The sequence below is a fragment of the Staphylococcus simulans genome, from assembly GCF_003043455.1.
Classification (GTDB): Bacteria; Bacillota; Bacilli; order Staphylococcales; family Staphylococcaceae; genus Staphylococcus; species Staphylococcus simulans_A.
In genome coordinates, this window is record NZ_PZGG01000005.1 from 33,906 (window position 1) to 57,041 (window position 23,136).

Here is a 23,136-nt window from a genome sequence, read left to right on the forward strand (position 1 = left end):
TATGTTACTAAGACTCAAAATTTTAATTTCTATTTTACAATTACGTAATCATAACTTAACAAGAATATAAGCTTCTAAAGGCTGAAACGAAGAAAATTATTTCTTATCATACTGTTCTAACATATTTTTTCAATACTTATTTACCTTTATAAATAGCAAACACCCCTAGCTGGAGTTCATTCCAACTAGGGGTGAATACTATCTCAATTCTTTTATTGTTTAGTGCTCAAAAGATGATTCGATTATTTTTCTGTATTATCTTTATCTTCTTTTTTGCGTCTGCCGAACAATGCCATTAATCCACCAATCGCAAACATTAATGTAGCGTATTTAGGATCTGCTGGTGTTTCTTGACCTGTGTTTGGTAAAACTTTAGCTTTATTGGCTTTAGTTTGTTCTTTTGAACCTTCTGATTGCTTAACTGCTTTATCAGATTTTCTTTCAACTGATTTACCTGTTGGTGATTTAACTTCCTCAGTTTCTTTTTCAGTTTTAGGCGCTTTAACAACTTCTAAAGCTTTTAGTGAATCTTCGATAGCATTTGTCGCATCTTGAATATCTTTGATTGATACCTCTTTAGAATTTTCAACAATCGCTTTACCATTATTCACTGAGTTATCTAAGTTTTTCACTGATTCAGGTGTGTATTGAGTTCGGTCAGTTGATTGTGCTTTATCAATAGCTTTTTGTAATTCAGCTAATGCATCTACTTTATCTTGAGCAGCTTTCGCTTCAATTGCTTTGTTCAATGCATCTTTAGCCGCATCAACTTCTGCTTGTGTTGCGTTTGGATTTTCTTGAACCGCAATCGCTTTGTCTAATGCGTCTTGAACAGCTTTATCTTCTTTGTCAGTCGGATCTAATGTTAAATCTTCTGCGTTATTGATTGCTTGATCAAGTTCTGTTTTATCAGCTTTTTCAACTAATCCAGCTTGGGCATCTTTCAATGCTTGCGTAGCTGCGTTGATTTGATCAACAGTTACAGATTCTGGATTATTTACGATGCCTTGAGCGACTGCCATTGCGTCTACTAATGGTTCAACGCTATTTGGAGTATAAGCATCTTGGTTGATAGCTTGTGCTTTTTCAAGTTCTGCTTTCAACGCTTCAAGGGCTGCATTGACAGCATCAGCTTTATCTTGAGCTGTTTTCGCTTCGATTGCTTTGTTCAATGCATCTTTAGCCGCATCAACTTCTGCTTGTGTTGCGTTTGGATTTTCTTGAACCGCAATTGCTTTGTCTAATGCGTCTTGAACCGCTTTATCTTCTTTATCAGTTGGATTTAAAGTTAATCCTTCTGCGTTATTGATTGCTTGATCAAGTTCTGTTTTATCAGCTTTTTCAACTAATCCAGCTTGGGCATCTTTCAATGCTTGAGTTGCTGCGTTGATTTGATCAACAGATACAGATTCAGGATTGTTCACAATACCTTGTGCGACTGCCATTGCGTCTATTAATGGTTCAACGCTGTTTGGAGTATAAACATCTTTGTTGATAGCTTTCGCTTTTTCAAGTTCTGCTTTCAACGCTTCAAGAGCCGCATTCACTGCGTCTGCTTTATCTTGAGCTGTTTTCGCTACGATTGCTTTGTTTAACGCATCTTTAGCAGCATCAACTTCTGCTTGTGTTGCGTTTGGATTTTCTTGAACCGCAATCGCTTTGTCTAATGCGTCTTGAACCGCTTTATCTTCTTTATCAGTTGGATTTAAAGTTAATCCTTCTGCGTTATTGATTGCTTGATCAAGTTCCACTTTATCTGCTTTTTCAACTAAACCAGCTTGAGCATCTTTCAATGCTTGCGTAGCTGCGTTGATTTGATCAACAGTTACAGATTCAGGATTGTTCACAATACCTTGAGCGACTGCCATTGCGTCTACTAATGTTTCAACGCTGTTTGGTGTAAAGTTATCTTGATTGATAGCTTGTGCTTTTTCAAGTTCTGCTTTCAACGCTTCAAGGGCTGCATTGACAGCGTCTGCTTTATCTTGAGCTGTTTTCGCTTCAATTGCTTTATTCAACGCATCTTTTGCTGCGTCAACTTCTGCTTGTGTCGCATTCGGATTTTCTTGAACAGCTTTCGCTTTATCTAATGCATCTTGAACCGCTTTATCTTCTTTGTCTGTTGGGTCTAATGTTAAACCTTCTGCATTGTCGATTGCTTTTTCAAGTTCCGCTTTATCTGCTTTCGCGACTAAACCAACTTGAGCATCTTTCAATGCTTGTGTTGCTTCTTTAATTTGGTCAACAGTAACTGATTCTGGGTTGTTCACAATACCTTGTGCGACTGCCATTGCGTCTACTAATGGTTCAACGCTGTTTGGAGTATAAACATCTTTGTTGATAGCTTTCGCTTTTTCAAGTTCTGCTTTCAATGCTTCAAGTGCCGCATTCACTGCGTCTGCTTTATCTTGAGCAACTTTCGCTTCGATTGCTTTGTTCAATGCATCTTTAGCCGCATCTACTTCTGCTTGTGTTGCGTTTGGATTTTCTTGAACCGCAATCGCTTTGTCTAATGCATCTTGAACCGCTTTGTCTTCTTTGTCAGCTGGGTCTAAAGTTAAACCTTCTGCTTTATCAATTGCTTGATCAAGTTCTGTTTTGTCCGCTTTTTCAACTAAGCCTGCTTGCGCATCTTTCAATGCTTGTGTAGCTGCGTTAATTTCTTCAACAGTTTTATCACCAGCATTATCAATAATATTTTGACCAGTTGTTTCAGCATCAGTCAATGGTTTCACACTGTTTGGTGTATATGCATCTTTATCCACTGCTTTCGCTTTTTCAAGTTCTGCTTTCAAAGCATCAAGTGCTGCTTGTTTTTCAGCTGCTTCTTTCGCATCTTGTGCTTTTTTAGCATCAACAGCTTTGTTCAAAGCATCTTTTGCTGCATCCACTGCTTCTTGTGTCGCATTTGGATCTTCTAGAACAGTTTTTGCTTTATCCAATGCATCTTGAACAGCTTTATCTTCTTTATCTGTAGGGTCTAATGTTAAGCCTTCAGCTTCATTAACAGCTTTGTTCAATTCGTCTTTATTAGCTTTCGCTTCAAGATTGTTTTTAGCATCGTTAATTGCTTTAGCAGCTTCTTTCAACTCTTCTGGAGTCTTAGTCGCGTCTGCTTTAGCTGCTTCACCTGCTGCAACTGCATCATCTAAAGGTTTCACTGTATTTGGTTTGAAGTCATCTTTATTAACAGCTTTCGCATCTTTAATCGCTTTATTTAATTCATCTAAAGCATCTTGATGTTCTTTCGCTGCAATCGCATCATTAATTGCTTTCGTAGCATCTGCCACTTCTTGTGGAGTTGCGTTACCGTCAGCGTTCACTTTTTCACCTGCTGCTACTGCATCTAAGATTGCTTTATCTTCTTTATCAGTCGCTTCAAGGTTATTAATTGCGTTAGCTTTATCGATAGCGTTTTGCAACTCAGATTTATCAGCTTTTGCTACTAAACCTGCTTGCGCATCTTTCAATGCTTGTGTTGCTGCTTCGATTTCTTCAACAGTTTTACCTGTCGGTGCATCAACGATGGCTTGACCTGCTGTTTCAGCTTCAGTTAATGGTTTCACACTGTTTGGTGTGTATGCATCTTTGTTGATTGTTTTTGCTTTTTCAAGCTCTGCTTTCAATGCATCAAGTGCTGCATTAACCGCGTCTGCTTTATCTTGAGCAGTTTTCGCTTCGATAGCTTTGTTTAAAGCATCTTTCGCTGCATTAACCTCATCTTGAGTTGCATTAGGATTTCCTTGTACTTCTTTAGCTTTTTCTAACGCGTCTTGGACTGCTTTGTCTTCTTTGTCAGCTGGATTTAATGTTAATGCTTCTGCGTTATTGATTGCTTTATCAAGTTCAGCTTTATCTGCTTTTGCGACTAAACCAGCTTGCGCATCTTTTAATGCTTGTGTTGCTGCTTCGATTTCTTCAGTAGTTTTGCCTTCAGCATTATCAATAATGTTTTGACCTGTTGTTTCTGCATCAGTCAATGGTTTCACACTGTTTGGTGTGTAATCGTCTTTATTGATTGCTTTCGCTTTTTCAAGCTCTGCTTTCAATGCGTCTAATGCCGCTTGTTTAGCATCTGCTGCTTCTTTCGCTTCTTTGGCATCTTGAGCAGTTTTAGCATTAATCGCTTCTTCTAATGCTGCTTTCGCCGCATCTACATCTGCTTGTGAAGCATTTGTATCTGCTTGAACTTCTTTTGCTTTAGCTAATGCATCTTGGACAGCTTTGTCTTCTTTATCAGCTGGATCTAAAGTTAATCCTTCTGCAGTATTGATTACTTTATTCAACTCATCTTTATTAGCTTTTGCTTCTAAAGCTTTTTGAGCATCTGTGATAGCTTTAGCCGCTTCTTTCAACTCTTCTGGAGTCTTAGTCGCGTCTGCTTTTGCTGCTTCGCCCGCTGCTACTGCATCTTCTAAAGGTTTCACTGTATTTGGTTTGTAATCATCTTTATTAATTGCATTCGCTGTGTCGATTGCTTTTTGTAATTCATCTAAAGCATCTTGGTGTGCTTTTGCTGCAATGGCATCGTTAATAGCTTTCGTAGCATCAGCCACTTGTTGAGGAGTAGCATTACCATCAGCTTTAACTGTTTCACCAGCTGCAACTGCGTCTTGAACGGCTTTATCTTCTTTATCTGTAGCATCAAGGTTACCTAAAGCATTTGCCGCATCGATTGCTTTTTGTAATTCAGATTTATCAGCTTTTTGAACTAAACCAGCTTGGGCATCTTTTAATGCCTGTGTTACAGCTTTGATTTCTTCTGTAGTTTTTGCATCTGGAATAGCTACAATTGCATTACCCTCAACTTCTTTATCTGTTAAAGGTTTAACACTATCTGGTGTGTATTGATTAAGATCGATTTTTGCGACTTTCGCAAGTTCTGCTTTCAACTCATCAAGCGCTGCTTGTTTAGCATCTGCTTGATCTTGAGCAGTTTTTGCTTCGATTGCTTTATTTAAAGCATCTTTTGCTGCATTTACTTCATCTTGAGTCGCATTTGGATTTGCTTGAACTTCTTTCGCTTTTTCTAAAGCGTCTTGAACAGCTTTATCTTCTTTATCAGCTGGATCTAAAGTCAATCCTTCTGCAGCTGTGATAGCTTTATCAAGTTCTGATTTATCAGCTTTCGCAACTAAACCTGCTTGTGCATCTTTCAATGCTTGTGTAGCAGCTTCAATTTCTGCTGTTGTTTTATTGTCTGGTGCATCGACAATTGCTTGTCCTGTTGTTTGTGCATCAGTTAACGGTTTAACACTATCTGGAGTGAATTTATCCGTTTGAATAGCTTTTGCTTTTTCGAGTTCAGCTTTCAATGCGTCTAATGCTGCTTGTTTAGCGTCTGCTGCTTCTTTTGCTTCTTTCGCATCTTGGGCATTTTTAGCATTAATTGCATCTTCTAATGCTGATTTCGCTGCATCTACTTCGTCTTGTGAAGCGTTAGGGTCTGCTTGAACTTCTTTTGCTTTAGCTAATGCATCTTGAACAGCTTTATCTTCTTTGTCAGCTGGGTCTAAAGTTAAACCTTCTGCATTTGTAATAGCTTTGTTTAACTCATCTTTATTAGCTTTTGCTTCTAAAGCTTTTTGAGCATCTGTGATTGCTTTCGCTGCTTCTTTCAACTCTTGTGGAGTCTTAGTCGCATCCGCTTTTGCAGCTTCACCTGCTTTAACCGCATCTTCTAAAGGTTTCACTGTATTTGGTTTAAAGTCAGCTTTATTAACAGCGTTTGCAGCTTCGATTGCTTTATTTAATTCATCTAAAGCATCTTGATGTTCTTTTGCTGCGATGGCATCGTTAATAGCTTTTGTAGCATCTGCCACTTCTTGTGGAGTTGCGTTGCCGTCAGCGTTCACTTTTTCACCTGCTGCTACTGCATCTTGAAGTGCTTTGTCTTCAGCATCTGCAGGATTTAATTCACCTAAACCATTCGCTTTATCAATTGCTGCTTGTAAAGCGGCTTTATCCGACTTAGCTTGTAATGCATTTTCTGCATCAATTAATGCTTGCGTTGCTTCTTTGATTTCTTCAGTTGTTTTCGCATCTGGATTTGCAACAATCGCTTTACCAGCTTCCTCTTTGTCAGTTAATGGTGCAACTGTGTTTGGAGTGAAGTTGTCTTTGTTGATTTTAGCAACTTTTTCAAGTTCTGCTTTCAATGCATCTAAAGCGTCTTGTTTAGCTTGCGCTGCTGCTTGAGCTTCTTTTGCATCTTGAGCATTTTTAGCATTTACAGCATTTTCTAAAGCTTCTTTTGCCGCATCGACATCTGCTTGTGAAGCATTAGGATCAGCTTGAACTTCTTTCGCTTTGTTTAAAGCATCTTGAACAGCTTTATCTTCTGCATCTGTCGGATCTAATGTTAAACCATCAGCATTTGTAATAGCTTTGTTTAACTCATCTTTATTAGCTTTTGCTTCTAAAGCTTTTTGTGCATCTGTGATTGCTTTCGCAGCTTCTTTCAACTCTTCTGGAGTTTTAGTCGCATCTGCTTTCGCTGCTTCGCCCGCTTTAACCGCATCTTCTAAAGGTTTCACCGTATTTGGTTTATAGTCTTCTTTATTGACTGCGTTTGCTGCGTCAATTGCTTTATTTAATTCATCCAAAGCATCTTGGCGTTCTTTCGCTGCGATGGCATCATTTAACGCTTTTGTTGCTTCTGCTACTTGTTGTGGCGTTGCATTATCATCAGCTTTAACTCTTTCAGCATCTGCTAATTTGTCTTGAACCGCTTTGTCTTCTGGATCATTCGCATCAAGATTACCTAAAGCATTCGCTTTATCAATCGCTTTTTGCAACTCAGCTTTCTCTGCTTTTTGAACTAAATCTTTTTGCGCATCTTTTAATGCTTGAGTTGCTGCTTCAATTTCTGCAGTTGTTTTATTATCTGGTGCATCAACAATTGCTTGTCCTGTTGTTTGTGCATCAGTTAATGGTTTCACACTGTCTGGTGTGTACTCATCTTTATTGACTGCTTTCGCTTTTTCAAGCTCTGCTTTCAACGCATCTAATGCTGCTTGTTTTGCGTCAGCTGCTGCTTGAGCTTCTTTCGCATCTTGTGCTTTTTTAGCGTTAATTGCTTCATCTAACGCTGCTTTTGCATTATCAACTTCAGTTTGTGTCGCATTAGGGTTTTGTTCTACTGCTTTAGCAGCTGCTAAGGCATCTTGAACAGCTTTATCTTCTTTATCTGCTGGGTCTAATTGACCTAAACCTTCTGCTGTTGCAATTGATTTTTCAAGTTCTGCTTTATCTGCTTTTGCAACTAAGCCCGCTTGTGCATCTTTCAAGTCTTGTGTTGCTTTGTTAATTTCTTCAACAGTTTTTCCAGTCGGTGCATCAACAATCGCTTGTCCTGCTGTTTCAGCATCAGTTAATGGTTTTACACTGTCTGGAGTGTAATTATCTTTTTGAACAGCTTTCGCTTTTTCGAGCTCTGCTTTCAATGCATCAAGTGCTGCTTTGACTGCATCTGCTTGGTCTTGAGCAGTTTTTGCTTCGATTGCTTTATTTAAAGCATCTCTCGCTGCATTCACTTCATCTTGAGTTGCATTTGGATTTGCTTGAACTTCTTTTGCTTTAGCTAATGCATCTTGGACTGCTTTGTCTTCTTTGTCGTTCGGATCTAAAGTTAAACCTTCTGCTGCAGTGATTGCTTTATCAAGTTCTGCTTTATCCGCTTTTGCAACTAAACCTGCTTGTGCATCTTTCAATGCTTGTGTTGCTTTTTCAATTTCTTCAGTTGTTTTATTTTCAGGTGCGTCAACAATCGCTTGTCCTGCTGTTTGTGAATCAGTCAATGGTTTTACACTGTCTGGTGTGTAGTTGTTTTTATCAACTTGTGCTGCTTTAGCCAACTCTTGTTTCAATGCATCTAACGCTGCTTGTTTTGCGTCAGCCGCTTCTTTAGCTTCTTTCGCATCTTGTGCATTTTTAGCATTTACAGCATTTTCTAAAGCTTCTTTTGCCGCATCAACATCTGCTTGTGAAGCATTAGGATCAGCTTGAACTTCTTTCGCTTTGTTTAAAGCATCTTGAACAGCTTTATCTTCTTTATCATTCGGATCTAAAGTTAAGCCTTCTGCAGTAGTAATTGCTTTATTCAACTCATCTTTGTTAGCTTTCTCTTCAAGATTGTTTTTAGCGTCAGTGATTGCTTTTGCTGCTGCTTTCAACTCTTCTGGAGTTTTAGTCGCATCTGCTTTTGCTGCTTCACCTGCTGTAATTGCTGCTTCGAATGGTGCTACAGTATTTGGTTTGTAGTCATCTTTGTTAACAGTTTTCGCATCGTCTAAAGCTTTTTGTAATTCATCTAATGCATCTTGACGTTCTTTTGCTGCAATGGCATCAGTGATTGCTTTTGTAGCTTCTTGAACTTGTTGTGGTGTTGCATTGCCATCCGCTTTAACCGCTTCACCTGCAGTAACTGCATCTTGAAGTGCTTTGTCTTCTTTATCTGCTGGATCAAGTTGACCTAAACCATTTGCTTTATCGATTGCTGCTTGTAGCGCCGCTTTGTCTGATTTAGCTTGTAACGCTGCTTCTGCATCTTTCAATGCTTGTGTTGCTTCTTTGATTTCTTCAGTTGTTTTCGCATCTGGTGCTGCAACGATTGCTTTACCTGCATCCTCTTTTTCAGTTAAAGGTGCAACTGTATGAGGCATAAAGTTATCTTTATCGATTTTAGCAACTTTCGCTAACTCTGCTTTCAATGCATCTAATGCTGCTTGTTTAGCGTCAGCCGCTTCTTTAGCTTCTTTCGCATCTTGTGCTTTTTTAGCATTAATCGCATCATCTAACGCTTTTTTCGCTGCATCTACAGCATCTTGTGAAGCATTAGGATCAGCTTGAACTTCTTTTGCTTTGTTTAAAGCGTCTTGAACTGCTTTATCTTCAGTATCAGTTGGATCTAATTGACCTAAACCTTCAGCTGTTGCGATTGATTTTTCAAGTTCAGCTTTATTCGCTTTCGCTTGTAATGCATTTTGCGCATCTTTAATTGCTTGTGCTGCTTCTTTTAACTGTTCTGGAGTTTTAGTCGCATCTGCTTTAGCTGCTTCACCAGCTTGAACTGCTGTTTCGAATGGTGTTACAGAACTTGGTTTATAATCATCTTTCTTAACCGCTTTTGCATCGTCCAATGCTTTTTGTAATTCATCTAATACATCTTGACGTTCTTTCGCAGCAATCGCATTATTTAATGCTTCTGTTGCTTGTTGAACTTCTTGAGGTGTCGCATTTTGATTGTCATTAACTGTATTAGCTGTTGCTAAAGCGTCTTGAACTGCTTTGTCTTCTTTATCTGCTGGGTCAAGTTGACCTAAACCATTTGCTTTATCGATTGCTTTTTGCAACTCAGCTTTATCAGCTTTTTGAACTAAATTATTTTGTGCGTCTTTCAATGCTTGAGTAGCCGCTTCAATTTCTTGAGTTGTTTTACCATCTGGTGCATCAACAATCGCTTGTCCAGAAGTTTCTGCATCTGTTAAAGGTTTTACACTGTCTGGAGTGTAATTATCTTTTTGAACAGCTTTCGCTTTTTCAAGCTCTGCTTTCAATGCATCTAATGCTGCTTGTTTTGCTGCCGCAGCATCTTGTGCTTCTTTAGCATCTTGAGCTTTCTTAGCATTAATTGCGTCATCTAAAGCTTTTTTCGCTGCATCTACAGCATCTTGTGAAGCATTAGGATCTGCTTCAACTGCTTTAGCTGCTGTTAAAGCATCTTGAACAGCTTTATCTTCTTTATCTGCTGGGTTTAATTCACCTAAACCTTCAGCTGTTGCGATTGACTTTTCAAGTTCAGCTTTATTCGCTTTCGCTTGTAATGCATTTTGCGCATCTTTGATTGCTTGTGCTGCTTCTTTTAACTCTTGTGGAGTTTTAGAAGTATCAGTTTTAGCTGCTTCACCGGCTTGAATTGCCGCTTCGAACGGTGTTACAGAACTTGGTTTGTAATCTTCTTTCTTAACAGTTTTCGCATCATCTAATGCTTTTTGTAACTCGTCTAAAGCATCTTGACGTTCTTTCGCTGCAATAGCATCGTTAATAGCTTTAGTAGCTTCTGCCACTTGTTGTGGTGTTGCATTATCATTAACTTTAACCGCTTCACCTGCAGCAACTGCATCTTGAAGTGCTTTGTCTTCTTTATCCGCTGGGTCAAGTTGACCTAAAGTTTTTGCTTTATCGATGGCTTTTTGTAATTCTGCTTTATCAGCTTTTGCAACTAATCCTGCTTCCGCATCTTTCAATGCTTGCGTTGCTGCTTTAATATCTTCAGTTGTTTTCGTATCTGGCGCTGCAACGATAGCTTTACCTGCATCTTCTTTGTTAGTTAAAGATGTCACTGTATCAGGCGTAAAGTTGTTTTTATCGATTTTAGCTACTTTCGCAAGTTCTGCTTTCAATTCATCAAGCGCTGCTTGTTTTGCATCAGCTGCTTCTTTTGCTTCTTTCGCATCTTGTGCTTTCTTAGCATTAATCGCGTCATCTAATGCTTTTTTCGCTGCATCGACTGCTGCTTGATCCGCATTTTGATCTGCTTCAACAGCTTTTGCATTATTTAAAGCATCTTGAACAGCTTTATCTTCAGCATCTGCTGGATTTAATGTACCTAAACCTTCAGCTGCTGCAATTGATTTTTCAAGTTCAGCTTTATCCGCTTTAGCTTGTAATGCATTTTGCGCATCTTTGATTGCTTGTGCTGCTTCTTTTAACTCTTGTGGAGTTTTAGAAGTATCAGTTTTAGCTGCTTCACCGGCTTGAATTGCCGCTTCGAACGGTGTTACAGAACTTGGTTTGTAATCTTCTTTCTTAACAGCGTTAGCTGCATCTAAGGCTTTTTGTAATTCATCTAATGCATCTTGGCGTTCTTTCGCTGCTAAAGCATCAGTTAAAGTTTTAGTTGCTTGTGCAACTTGATCAGGTGTTGCATTGGCATTATCATTTACTACTTTAGCTGCTGCTAAGGCGTCTTGAACGGCTTTATCTTCTTTATCTGCTGGATTTAAGTCTTTAAGTGCTTCTGCTTTGGCAATTGCTGCTTGTAAAGCTGCTTTATCAGCTACAGGTTGTAATTGGTTTTGTGCATCAGTAATTGCTTTGGCAGCCGCTTTTAATTCAGCAGGTGTTGCATTGGCATCTGCTGCTTTTGCTTTACCATCATTTAATGCTGTAGTAAATGGTGCTACTGAATCTGGAGTAAAGCTATCTTTGTTAACAGCTTCTGCTGCTTTAATTGCTTTATTCAATTCATCTAACGCATCTTGACGTTCTTTTGCAGCTACGGCATCGTTTAATGCTTTTGTTGCTGCTTGAACTGCTTGAGGTGTTGCATTGGCATCTTCTTTAACAGTTTTTGCTGTTGCTAAAGCATCTTGAACAGCTTTATCTTCTTTATCTGCTGCATTTAAGTTTGGTAATGCTTCTGCTTTTTCAATCGCAGTTTGCAATGCAGTTTTATCCGCTCTATCTACTAAACCAGCTTCCGCTTCTTTAAGTGCTTGTGTTGCTGCTTTAATTTCTTCAGTTGTTTTAGCTTCTGGTGCTGCAACAATAGCTTTACCATCTGCTTCTTTTGTATTTAAAGGCGCAACACTATTTGGTGTGTATTGATCTTTATTAAGACCAGCCACTTTTGCAAGTTCTGCTTTTAAAGCATCTAATGCATCTGCGTGTTCTTTGGCTGCTACCGCATCATTTAATGTTTTTGTAGCTGCTTGAACTTCAGCTTGTGATGCATTTGGATTATCATTTACATTTTTAGCTGCCGCTAAAGCATCTTGGACTGCTTTATCTTCAGCATCTGCAGGGTTTAAGCCTGTTAATGCTTCTGCTTTATCAATCGCCGCTTGTAATGCTGCTTTATCAGATTTAGCTTGTAAACCTTTTTCAGCATCTTTCAATGCTTGTGTTGCTGTTTTAATTTCATCAACTGTTTTATTTTCAGGGTTAGCAACTATCGCATTACCGGCTGTTTCTTTTTCAGTTAATGGTGCCACACTGTCAGGCGTAAAGTTGTTTTTATCAATTTTAGCGACTTTCGCAAGTTCTGCTTTCAACTCATCAAGCGCTGCTTGTTTTAATGCATCTGCAGCATCTTGTGTTTGTTTTGCTTTAATTGCATTGTCTAATTCAACTTTCGCTGCATCTACTGCTGCTTGGTCAGCGTTTTGATTTGCCTCAACTTGCTTTGCTTTGTCTAAAGCTGCTTTAACCGCGTCATCTTCAGGATCTCCTGCTTTTAACGGTTGTAATGCTTCAGCTGTTGCGATTGATTTTTCAAGTTCTGCTTTATTTGCTTTTTGTTTTAACGCATCTTTCGCAGTTTTAATTGCTTGGGCAGCTGCTTTAAGTTGTTCTGGTGTTGCATTTGTATCTGCTGCTTTTGCTTTACCATCTGTAATTGCTGTTTCAAATGGTGTCACAGTTTCAGGTGTGTAATTAGCTTTTGTAACTGCTTCTGCATCTTTAATTGCTGCATTTAATTCGTCCAAAGCATCATGGTAAAGTTTTTTATCGATTGCTTTATTTAAAGCATCTGTTGCTTGAGCAACTTGTTCTTTTGTCGCATTGCCATCTGTTTTGACTTCATTTGCTTTTGCTAAAGCGTCTTGAACTGCTTTGTCTTCAGTATCAGCTGCATTAAGTTGACCTAAAGTACCCGCTTTTGCAATAGCTTTTTCTAGTTCTGTTTTATCTGCTTGTTTCACAAGTGTATTTTGTGCATCTGTTAACGCTTTTGTCGCTGCTTTGATTTCTTCTGTTGTTTTAGATTTTTCAGCCGCAACCACTGCATCTCCAGCTGTCACTTGTGCATTTAAAGCATTCACACTGTCAGGTGTAAACGGTGCTTTATCTAACGCTTTGACTTCTGCTAATTTCGCTTTCAAAGCATCTAATGCATCTGCATGTTCTTTGGCTGCGACGGCATCATTAATTGCTTTAGTCGCATCAGCCACTTGTTGTGTTGTTGCGTTCGCATTGTCTTTAACACCTTCACCTGCTGTTAAAGCATCTTTAACTGCTTTATCTTCAGCATCCGCTTCATTTAATGCACCTAAGGCTTTGGCTTTATTAATTGCTGCTTCTAATGCTGATTTATCTGCATTGTGTTGTAATTGTGCTTTTGCATCAGTGATTGCTTTTGCTGCTGCATCTAATTGTTCAGGTGTAGCTGCTTTATCTGCTGCTTTTGCTTCACCTGCTTTGATTGCTGCATCAAATGGTGTCACTGAAGCTGGTGTGTAATCTGCTTGGTTCACACCTTTCGCATCAGTTATGGCCGCATTCAAACGATCTAAAGCATCTTGGTAAAGTTTTTGATCAATCGCTTTATTTAAATCAGCAGTTGCTTGATCAACTTGCGCTTTTGTCGCATTGCCATCAGCTTTCACTGTGTTTGCTGCTGCCAACTTATCTTGAACAGCTTTATCTTCAGTATCTGCTGGATTTAATGTACCTAAAGTGCCTGCCTTATCAATGGCTTTTTGTAATTCTGTTTTATCTGCTTGGCGTACTAAACCAGAAATACTGTCATTAATGGCTTTTGTCGCTTGTTCGATTTGTTCAACAGTGTATTGTTTACGTACTGTTGGATCATCTGACATAGACGCTGTTACTAATGGATTCACTTTTTGAATCATATCTTTAACAGCTTGTAAACTGTTTGGTGTATAACCGTCTGCACTTGCGACTTGTACACCTCTCATCACAGCTTGTTGTAGTTTTTCATATGCATCCGCTCTCAATTTTTCTTGGATAGCGTTATTTAAACTATTTTTACTGTCATCTACAGCTTTTTGAGTCGCATTTTGATCTGCATCTGTATTTTTCGCATTAGCTAAAGCTGTAATTAATTGTTGATCCATTGGTTTAGTTGGATCTAAGTTTGTATATTTACTTGCTTCCGCAATAGCTTTTTCTAAGTCTGTTTTATCTGCTTTACGCACTAATTGATTTTTAGCTTGTGTAACTTCTTGAGTTTTCGCATTAAATTGATCTGTTGAACCATTTTCAGGATGAGCAATTAATGCTTCTGCCTCAGTTAACTTCGCATCTAATGCTGCCACACTATTTGGTGTGTAGTCATTTTTGTTTACAGTTTTCGCATCTGCGACTGCTGCTTTTAATGCTTCAAGCGCTTTATTAGGTGTTACCACAATGTTAAATGTTGAAGTACCTACATTCGTTGAACCATCTGTTGCGGTAACTGTTACTGTTGATGTACCTACAGTAGTTGGTGTACCTGTAATTTGTTTTGTTGTTGGGTCAAATGATAAACCATTTGGTAAACCGTTTACTGCTAATGTCGGAGCAACTTTAGAGTTATCTTCAGCATTTACAGTAATTGGTGTCATCGGTGTATATGCTTCAGTTGTTTGATCTACAACCATAGTAACATCAGGTGCTTTTGTATCTACAACTGTGTACGTAAATGTTTTAGTAGTACTTAAACCAGCGTGGTCGGTAGCAGTTACAGTTACTGTCGATGTACCTACTGCAGTTGGTGTACCAGAAATTGTATTCGTTGCTTCATCAAACGTTACGCCTGCAGGTAAACCTGTCACTGTTTTCGTTTTAAGATGCTTACTATTATCCGTAATATCTAAAACTAACGGTGTCATTGCTGTATTAACATCGACTGTTGGCGCTGCAATATCTCCAATTTTCGGTGCTTCAATATCTTTAACATCGTAAATAATGAATTGACTCGCATTTGTTAATTTAATTGTCTTTTTAGATGCATCATAAGTTGGCGCATATAATGTATCTTCACTTACAAGCTTATAACCTTTTTCAGCTAAATAAGCGCTATGATCTTGTACAGTAATAATCTTATCAACATCACCTGATGTACGAAGAGGACGATCGATTAATTCCTGTAAATCTGTATCTACAAAATCTTCTTCTAGTAATGCAGCTGCAGTGTGTGTGAATTGTTCAAGTTTAACTTGTTGTAGGTTATATGCGCCACCTGTTGTAGCTGCAATCGATAAAGCATATTCATTTTTATGTGTATATTTAAAGTAATTGTTCATATTTTGTTTCCAAGTTTGACCTGCATACGTGATGGTCATATCTTTCGTATCACCATTATAGTCAATAGTAAATCGTTGGAATTGGTTATTTTCTGGTTGAACATCTAACAACGCTGCTTTCCATCCAGTTAAACCTGGTTGTGTTGTTACTACACCTGTTGAATCTGCAAATACAAACGCACCAAAGGCACCTACTTTATTAAATTGTGCTGGGTCAGGTTTAGCTTTACCTTTTGGGTCATACTGAGTATTTACATAAGTATCTAATTTGAAACCAAAAGCATATTTAAGTCCGCCAATACCTAATGCTGAACCATATAATCCTAACTCATGAGTGTTACCAGGATTGAAGATAAAGGCAATTCCGTCACCACCTGGTGCACCTTCCTTAGGATGTCCTTCATATTTATCGCCAAGATTAACCCATCCAGAAAAATGAAAATCTTTATTAACATTCATTTTTGTATCTAGAGAGATTGATCCTTTTTGGCTTGGCCAGTTTTGTGTAAGTGTCGCAATACCTGAAGATGGATCATAGTACGCGTCATCCACTAAAAAGAAATATTGATTAAAGTTTTCTGGTGTAACCACTACATCATTTTTTATAGATGTATCAACTGAAAATGTACGTTCTGCAGTTGTTGGTGCTTCTACTGCTGATCTTAATTTTATCGCTTGTGGGCTGTATAAGTCTTTTTGTGCTGAACCTTGTTCAAGTAAAAGTTTTAACACTTCTGCTTTGATTTGGTCCTGTGTTAAATCTGTAGTATCGATAACAGCTAATGCTGCATCTACTTTTGAACTGTCATAATCTGATGCAAGTTCAGTTTTTACTTTATCTACCTTTTGTTCGGTAGATAACGGTGTTGCTTCAATTGTTGGTGTTGCTTGGTCTGTTGAAGTCACTGTTTTAGCTTCTGAAGTATTGTTTGTTTCAGAAGTTGTTGCTGATGTTGTATCAGCTTTAGTTTCTTCTTTGACTGACTCAGTTGTTGATTTAGGAACTTCAGTAGTAGTTGCTGATTGTTCCTTTGTAGAATCAACTGCTTTGGCTTGTTCGGCTTTGGCTTGTTCGGCTTCAGCTTGTTTCACCGCTTCAGCTTCTGCTTTTTGTGCTTTGTCAACAACTGCATGAACGTCAGCTTCAGTTTGAGCTTGTTTGACTTCAGCAGTATATTGTTTAACTGTTTCTTCAGTTAAATGTGTAAATGTAGAAAGTTTAGACAATGCGTCTGTCTTAACTGTTTCCAATACATTTTGTGTAGTTTGAGTATTTCCAGCTTGTTGAGTAGTGTCTGTTGTTTTATCTTGTGGCACTGTGTTCTCTACCGGTTCTTGTTGGGATGTACTTGTATCTTTAGATGCCTCTACAACTGTGTTATCGTTTGTGTTCTCCGCTGCTTTGGCTTCACCATTGTGTCCTAAGAATAAAAGTGATCCAATAAGAATAGATGCTGTACCTACAGTAAATCTTCTAATTGAATAGCGATTTCTTAAGTTAGGCAAAAAATCCAACTTCTTCATTTGATGTCCTCCGATATATTAAATTTTGAACTACTTTATAATTATAAAACGGATTGACACAATTGTATATAAAATAGGTTCCATGAAAGTTAAATGGTATTTTATAGTATTCAGTTATGCATTCTAAAAATAATGGTGCATAATACATATAAACATTGACTGTGCCTAGTATTATCTGTATTTTTTAATGTGTACAATAAGACTTTTGTAAATATAGTTTATAGGTGTTAATAAAATTTTTACATCAAAAATTTACAAAATTGTAACGCAAACGTAATAAAATAAAGCGAGATTATAGTATACTTTAAGGGTTGAACCTTATAGCACTCTATAATCTCGCTCACTTTTTAATACATATTACATTTTTTTAGTTTAATCTTACTTTCTATTTATAACCCACATGTACCTTCTAATGATAATGCTGCTTCAGCATGTTTCTGACATTCTTCTATAGGAAGTTTTTCTTCAAATGAATACATAAAGATATCTTGGAATTTTTGTGCTAGTGCCTGTGTATCATCAATTTGATGAACCGCATCCATCATTTCATACACTTCAGCATCCCCCATCGTTTGATCTTGGAAGTTCATCGGATTCCAATCTGCGAGTTGTTGATATAAGGCTATATTTACCTCGTTCTTTTCCACTTTGAAATAACCTCCTTCATTTTTTCTTAAAATAAGCCCGATTTGCGTTACCACAAATCGAGCTGTGTTATCTATTCTAAATGTTAAGTTCTTATTTATCTTCAACGTCAATTGATTCAATAACTACATCGTAAACTGGTTTATCTTGAGGTCCTACTTTAGTGTTTGCGATATCTTCTAAAGTATTTTCACCTTCAATTAATTGACCAAACACTGTGTGTTTTTGGTCTAACCAAGGCGTACCACCTTTTTCACCGTAAGCTTCTACGATTGGTTTTGGCCAACCGCCATCAGCTAATTGGTTCAACATATTTTCAGGTACTTCTTTCATTTGTACGATAAAGAACTGTGAACCATTTGTGTTAGGACCAGCGTTCGCCATTGATAATGCACCATATAAGTTAAATGCTTCCATAGAGAATTCATCTTCAAATGCACCACCGTAAATACTTTCGCCGCCCATACCAGTTGCTGTTGGGTCTCCGCCTTGTACCATAAAGTCATTAATAACACGGTGGAAAGTAATGCCGTCATAATAACCATTTTTAGCATGTGTCACAAAGTTTTCAACAGTCTTTGGTGCTAAATCAGGAAATAATTTAAAAGTCATGTCACCTTTATTTGTGTGCATTACAACTTTAATTTCATTATCTTGGATTTCTTTATTTAATTGAGGATAGTTTGCCATAATTAATACTCCATTCATGTTAAGATTGATGTATCTCAATATTAACATATACCACAGAAAGGAAGTATTAAAATGTTATATCGTTTTTCACATAAAACAGGAAGCTATGGTGTTTCAATTGTAGAAGAGAAAGACAACGGCGAAGTGTTAGTTCAAGTTGAACAAGTTATTAAACACCCTAAACAAGGTGATTTGCATGATCCAACAGCAACAGAAGGTGTCTTCTTCCATGAACGTCGTGCACTCAGCCATTACGAAAAAAGATTCACTCCTAAGTCAAAACTACGTGAATTCAATGTTGAACCTTTAGATTATGTCGATTCTTTACAACAAGCGATTACAAATTATGAAGAACAATTAAAACAAGAAAATACTGAACATGCGAAAATGTCTTTACACAATTTAAATACGCTAAAGAATGATTATGGCATTCAGTACAAACAAAATTTTAAATAATTTATTATGGGTTTCTTCTTATTTAAAAGACCCCTGAAATGTAAGCGTGTTACCGGAAAACAAGGTTTTTACACACTACACATTGATGTATAATGAGGTTATCTTATATTCAAAGGAGGACAAATAATGAGTTGGTTACATGCAGCGGTATTGTTGCCGTTCATTTTTGCACTCATTATCCCTATTGTTTATCGTTTCATTAAGCGTATACATATAGGATGGTTCACATTACCTGTCCCCGTCGTTTTATTTATTTATTTCTTAACTTATATTTCGACAACGATGTCAGGTAAAACACGTTTTGCGGAATTACCATGGATGCCGCAAATCGGTATGAACTACAATTTATATGTTGATGGATTAAGCTTACTATTCAGCTTATTGATTACAGGTATCGGTGCTTTAGTTACCTTCTATTCAATTAGCTATTTAAGCAAAAAAGAACAATTGGGTAATTTCTATTGTTATTTATTACTCTTTATGGGTGCAATGCTAGGCGTCGTTTTATCAGATAACGTCTTTATGCTGTATTTATTCTGGGAAATGACATCATTTTCTAGTTTCTTATTAATTTCATTTTGGCGCACAAGAGAGGCTTCACTCTATGGTGCTCAAAAGTCATTATTAATTACAGTATTTGGCGGCTTATCTTTACTCGGCGGCTTTATCTTAATGACACTTTCAGGACATTCAACAAGTATTCGCCATCTTATTGCACATGCCTCTGAGATTCAATCAAGCCCGTTCTTTATCTTGGCTATGATTTTAATACTCTTTGGTGCAATGACAAAATCAGCGCAATTTCCATTCTATATCTGGTTACCAGATGCAATGGAAGCACCTACGCCAGTCAGTGCTTATCTGCACTCTGCAACAATGGTCAAAGCGGGCATTTACTTAGTTGCACGACTTACACCAATCTTTGCTTTATCACAAGGTTGGATTTGGACAGTCACTGCAATTGGATTAGTCACATTATTCTGGGCATCTTTAAATGCGACAAAACAGTCAGATTTGAAAGGTATCTTAGCTTTCTCAACTGTTTCACAACTCGGTATGGTGATGTCAATGCTTGGTATCGGAGCAGTCAGCTTCCACTTCCAAGGTGCACAAAGCCAATTTTATGCAGCCGCATTTATCGCAGCAGTCTTTCATTTAATCAACCATGCCACATTTAAATGTGCACTCTTCATGGTTGCAGGTATTATCGATCACGAAACCGGAACACGTGACGTACGTAAACTCGGTGGTTTAATGACAATCATGCCGATTTCATTTACGATTACAGTCATTTCAGCGTTAAGTATGGCTGGGGTACCGCCATTTAACGGTTTCTTATCAAAAGAGAGCTTCCTTGAAGCAATGATTAATGTTACTCAAGCACCTCTTTTCAGCTTGAATACTTTAGGTGTCTTGATTCCAATTGTTGCGATTTTAGGTAGTATCTTTACATTCGTATATTCAGTCAGATTTATCGGTCAAATTTTCTGGGGTTCATACAAACCTGAAGACTTACCACATAAACCACATGAACCATCAGTGTTAATGTGGATTGCACCTGCTTTCTTAGCAGTACTTGTGGTTGTATTCGGTTTATTCCCAACATTATTAGCAAAACCGATTATTGATCCGGCAAGCCAAGCAATTCGTAATGCGAAGTTGCCAGATGCAGAGTTCCATTTATTCCATGGTTTCACACCTGCATTCTTCTCAACATTAGTTATTTACGCAATTGGTATTCTATTAATCTTCACTTATCATAAGTGGGTTAAAGTTCTAGAGAATATTCCAGAACGTCTTGAATTGAATCATTTCTATGATCGTTCAGCAGACACCTTACCGGTATTCTCTAAACAAGTGACACATACTTATATGAGCGGATTTATCCGTAATAAGCTTGTAGTCATTATGGGCAGTTTAATCGTGTTAACAGCTGTTACTGTGATTGCATTGCCATTTGCATTTGATTTCAGTCATGTCAGTCGCGTGCGTTCATATGAAGTCATCATCGTTGTGATGATTTTAGCAGCAGCGATTATGTTAGTCTTTGCACGTTCAAGACTGTTCAGTATTATCATGCTGAGTGCTGTGGGTTATTCTATGGCGATATTCTATATCTTCTTTAACGCACCAGACTTAGCATTAACACAATTCGTAGTTGAAACTATTTCAACCGCATTATTCTTATTATGTTTCTACCATTTACCAAACTTGAACCGTTATAACGAAACGACTTCGTTCAAAGTGACAAACGCTGTAATTGCGGCTGGTGTCGGTATTGCAGTCACAATCCTTGGTTTGATCGCGTATGGTAATAAACATTTCGATTCTATTGCGGCTTACTACAAAGAAAATGTCCATAGTTTAGCGCATGGTAACAACATGGTTAACGTTATCCTCGTTGACTTCCGTGGTACCGATACTTTATTCGAATCATCTGTATTAGGTATTGCAGGTCTAGCAGTTTATACGTTAATTAAATTGCGTTCTAAACATAAAAATGGTTATGAAAGGGTGGATGAAAATGAACAAACAGAAAAATGATATTATCTTTCAATATTCAACCGTAGTCATTTTCTTCTTAATTGTCATGTTCGCCTTTTCACTATTCTTAAATGGACACTATCAACCCGGCGGCGGGTTCATCGGAGGTTTACTTGTTTCCAGTTCATTAGTACTCGTAGCAGTTGCCTTTGATGTAAAAACGATGCGTAAAATTTTCCCATGGGATTTTAAAAAGCTGATTGCGATTGGTCTTACATTTTGTGTTATGACACCTGTTGCAAGCTGGTTCTATCACAAAAACTTCTTTACACATAAAGTATTCGAAGTACCGCTTCCACTCTTAAAACCTATGGAAATCCATACAGCATTATTCTTTGACCTTGGCGTATTATTAGCCGTTGTCGGTACAGTAATGACAATAATTTTAGCGATTGGAGAGAATGAGTAATGGAAATAATTATGATTATTGTTTGCGGTATCTTAACATCAATCAGTATCTATCTCATTTTGTCTAAGAGCTTGATTCGAATCATTATCGGTACCGCAGTTCAAACACATGCTGCAAACTTGTTTTTAATTACAATGGGCGGCTTAGGTGAAGGTTCTGTTCCAATCTTTAAATATGGAACTAAGAGTTACGTCGACCCTATCCCGCAAGCGTTAATCTTAACTGCGATTGTTATTTCATTCGCGGTCACAGCGTTCTTCTTAGTACTTGCTTTCAGAAGCTATAAGGAACTTGGAACTGACAACGTAGAACAAATGAAGGGAGTGCCAGAAGATGATGATGCTAGATAACTTAATCGCTGCGATGTTGATTGCACCTATGATTACTGCAGTGATTCTTGTATTTATCGGCAAGCGTCCTTTCATTAAACGTTATGTCGCTTTAGGCGGATCTTTAATCGCATTAGGTCTTGCCATTTGGAACTTTATCAACGTATGGCACCACGGGCCTTTAAAATTAGAATTAGGTTCTTGGAAAGCACCATACAGTATCGTATTTGTACTTGATTTATTCAGTGCAACTTTAGTGATTACTAGTTTAATTGTAACCATATTGATTATTTTGTTCTCATATCAATCAATCGGTTTACACCGTGAAACATATTATTATTATTTCGCAGTTATGTTCATGGAAACAGGTATTATCGGTGCATTTATCACAGGTGATATCTTCAACATGTTCGTATTCTTTGAAGTGTTCTTGATTTCTTCATACTCCCTACTTGTTATCGGTGGTACGAAGATACAATTACAAGAAACCATCAAATACTTACTCGTGAACGTTGCATCTTCAGCCTTCTTCGTAGTGGCCGTTGGTATCTTGTACTCAGTTGTCGGAACATTGAACATGGCAGACATCAGTCAAAAGTTAGGACACTTATCTGATACACAAAGCGGACTTGTCAGCATTGTATTCGTGATGTTCCTCTTTGTATTCGCAACAAAAGCCGGTGCCTTCCCAATGTATGTATGGTTACCTGGTGCTTACTACGCACCTCCATTTGCGATTATCGCATTCTTTGGTGCCTTGCTTACGAAAGTCGGCGTTTATGCGATTGCTAGAACATTAAGTTTATTCTTTGCGCATACACTGACATTCTCGCATTACACTGTACTTGTCTTAGCGTTATTGACGATTATCTTCGGATCTATCGGCGCAATCAGCTTCAATGATACGAAGAAAATCATTTTATATAACATTATGATTGCTGTAGGTATCATCCTAGTTGGTGTGGCAATGATGAATGAAGCTGGTATCATCGGTGCCTTATATTACACAGTTAATGATATGTTGATTAAAGCAGCATTGTTCTTCTTGATCGGTGTCATGCTTAAAATCACTGGTACCACAGATATCAGAAAGTTCGGTGGATTGATAAAACATTATCCTGTTCTAGGATGGACATTCTTTATCGCATGTTTAAACCTTGCAGGTATTCCACCATTCAGCGGTTTCTACGGTAAAATGTATATCGTTCGTGCCGCATTTGAACAAGGCTTTTATATCAGCGGGATTATCGTCTTATTATCTAGTCTCTTGATTTTATATTCTGTTATGAAGATTTTCATCAGAGGATTCTTTGGTGAATCAAGAGGTTATAAATTTAATCCGCATTTACACTACCGCGGCCTATTAAGTGTCGCAATTCTAGCTGTTGCTCTATGTGTGGTCTTTAGTTTTGCAGCAGAATGGTTATATCCATTCGTTAAAGAAGCAGCTGTTACATTCTATGACCCTAAAGCATATATCGACAGCGTACTGGGGGTGAAATAA

Annotated in this window: 8 protein-coding genes; 5 read left to right on the top strand and 3 right to left on the bottom strand. The window is 37.8% G+C overall.

Going from position 1 to position 23,136, the window contains the following annotated elements; all coding sequences use genetic code 11:
• Positions 1 to 242: 242 nt before the first annotated feature.
• From BU038_RS01730 to BU038_RS01740, 3 genes are all read right to left on the bottom strand, one after another.
• Positions 243 to 16,559, bottom strand: coding sequence for a lectin-like domain-containing protein (locus tag BU038_RS01730; RefSeq protein ID WP_107604531.1), 16,317 nt, complete (start codon positions 16,557 to 16,559; stop codon positions 243 to 245).
• A 389-nt stretch (positions 16,560 to 16,948) separates the two neighbouring features.
• Positions 16,949 to 17,206 (bottom strand): DUF1871 family protein, encoded by a 258-nt coding sequence (locus BU038_RS01735; protein ID WP_107604532.1) that lies wholly within the window; start codon positions 17,204 to 17,206, stop codon positions 16,949 to 16,951.
• A 91-nt stretch (positions 17,207 to 17,297) separates the two neighbouring features.
• A complete protein-coding gene (locus BU038_RS01740) occupies positions 17,298 to 17,894 on the bottom strand; it encodes a peptidylprolyl isomerase (protein WP_107604533.1) in 597 nt (198 codons plus the stop codon).
• 72 nt (positions 17,895 to 17,966) lie between these two features.
• Between BU038_RS01740 and kapB the strand changes: the two genes are divergently transcribed.
• The 5 genes from kapB (at position 17,967) to BU038_RS01765 (ending at position 23,136) form a co-directional block, all read left to right on the top strand.
• On the top strand, positions 17,967 to 18,350 hold the full coding sequence (gene kapB, locus BU038_RS01745; protein WP_002481857.1) for a sporulation phosphorelay system protein KapB: 384 nt from the start codon (positions 17,967 to 17,969) through the stop codon (positions 18,348 to 18,350).
• A 126-nt stretch (positions 18,351 to 18,476) separates the two neighbouring features.
• The gene (locus BU038_RS01750; protein ID WP_107604534.1) at positions 18,477 to 20,894 is read left to right on the top strand and encodes a Na+/H+ antiporter subunit A; all 2,418 of its coding nucleotides are present in this window, start codon (positions 18,477 to 18,479) and stop codon (positions 20,892 to 20,894) included.
• A complete protein-coding gene (locus BU038_RS01755; RefSeq protein WP_002481855.1) occupies positions 20,875 to 21,303 on the top strand; it encodes a Na(+)/H(+) antiporter subunit B in 429 nt (142 codons plus the stop codon). Before BU038_RS01750 ends, BU038_RS01755 begins: the two co-directional genes overlap by 20 nt.
• Positions 21,303 to 21,653 (top strand): Na+/H+ antiporter Mnh1 subunit C, encoded by a 351-nt coding sequence (gene mnhC1, locus BU038_RS01760; protein WP_002481854.1) that lies wholly within the window; start codon positions 21,303 to 21,305, stop codon positions 21,651 to 21,653. Before BU038_RS01755 ends, mnhC1 begins: the two co-directional genes overlap by 1 nt.
• The gene (locus BU038_RS01765) at positions 21,640 to 23,136 is read left to right on the top strand and encodes a Na+/H+ antiporter subunit D (RefSeq protein ID WP_107604554.1); all 1,497 of its coding nucleotides are present in this window, start codon (positions 21,640 to 21,642) and stop codon (positions 23,134 to 23,136) included. The genes mnhC1 and BU038_RS01765 overlap by 14 nt, the downstream gene beginning before the upstream one ends.